Origin of the sequence: Spiroplasma endosymbiont of Lariophagus distinguendus, from assembly GCF_023846195.1 — a bacterium.
Taxonomy (GTDB): domain Bacteria; phylum Bacillota_I; class Bacilli_A; order Mycoplasmatales; family VBWQ01; genus Spiroplasma_E.
In genome coordinates, this window is record NZ_JALMUW010000114.1 from 1 (window position 1) to 1,543 (window position 1,543).

Consider the following 1,543-nt stretch of genomic DNA (forward strand, 5'->3'; position numbering starts at 1 on the left):
TTATTTTTACAACAACAAGCTCTTATAGAAATTTATTATTGAACAAAATTTATTTCAAAAGAAGTTGAAATTGAAATGACTTGTGATACTTTTGCAACAAGTTTTCCAATTCCTGATATGCCACTTAAAGATGAAAAAGGATTTTTACTTGCTGAAACTAATTCCGGAAAACCGGTTATTTGAGATTTATTTAAAAAGAACTCACAAAGAATAAATCATAATTTGTTAATTTTAGGAGAAAGTGGAAGTGGTAAATCATTTACTACTAAAAAAATTCTTTTAAATCAGGCATATCAAAATAATAGAAAAATATTTATTTTAGACCCTGAACGTGAATTTAGTAATTTGACTAATTACTTAAATGGACAAGTTGTTAATGGTTCAGGTGCCAAAGGTAATATTATAAATCCACTAGAAATTTATAAATTAGATGATAGTCATGATAATGCAAATACATTTAATAGCCAACTATCATTACTAGAAGCATTTTTTGTTATGTTATATCCAAATTTAAATGATGATGACATAACTACAAGTCTATTAATAGAATTAATTAAAGAATTATATTTTCAAAACCATATTTTACCAAGTACTGATTTTGAAAAGTTAAAAGCAACAGATTATCCAACATTTACTGACTTATATAATTTGATTTGTCAAAAAATTAAAGATGAAAAATCATCAGCAAATATTTTAAAGTTAGATAATTTAAAATCTAAGTTAACAGCTTTAACACAAGGTACCTATGCTAAATATTGAAATGGCCATACTAAATTTCAATGAAGCAAAGCAAATATAGTTTGTTTTGATTTAAGAGAGTTATTTGAAAATAGTAATAAAAAAATAATTAATTTACAAATGATGTTGATTTTACGAATGCTAGGAATTGAACTTTCAGCAGTTCAGTCATACAACGAAAATAAACAAGAAAAAGATTGAAAGCGAATTATTATTGCTGTTGATGAAGCACATTTACTAGCTAACGAAAATAATAGTGTTGCACTAGACTTTTTATTTCACACAATGAAAAGAATTAGAAAATGCAAAAGCTCATTAATTATTGCAACACAAAACATTGCTGATTTTACTGGCAGTGAAAATGTCAAAAAGAAATTTACTGGCATTATCAACAATGTTCAATATACCTTAGTTGGTGGTATGCAACCAAATGATTTAAATAATTTGAATGATATGTATAAACAATCTGGTGGACTTAGTGAAGCTATTAAAACTTATATTGCAAAAGCTTCTCAGGGCAAATTTTGATTTAAAATCTCCAAACAAGAACAATTACCAATTCAAGTCTTACAAATTGATGATGAGGTGCAAATTGTAGGAAATACATAAAAAAATTCTCATAACTAATGATTGATTAATGGTTTAGTATTCAAAATAAAAACATCGCTAAAAACAACAAATATAAGCCAAATAAAGGTATATACCTAAAAAGGAGTAATAAATGATGATAAATTGAATAAAAGACAAGTGACAAGAAAATATTTTTCATAAAATCTGAATTTTTGCAGTGATATGAATTTTGATA

Annotated in this window: 1 protein-coding gene; it reads left to right on the plus strand. The window is 25.4% G+C overall.

Features of this window, described 5'->3' with window-relative positions; all coding sequences use genetic code 4:
• On the plus strand, positions 1-1,347 hold a 1,347-nt coding region (locus tag M0D11_RS05940; protein ID WP_252320976.1), incomplete at its 5' end, for a VirB4 family type IV secretion system protein.
• Positions 1,348-1,543 lie beyond the last annotated feature (196 nt).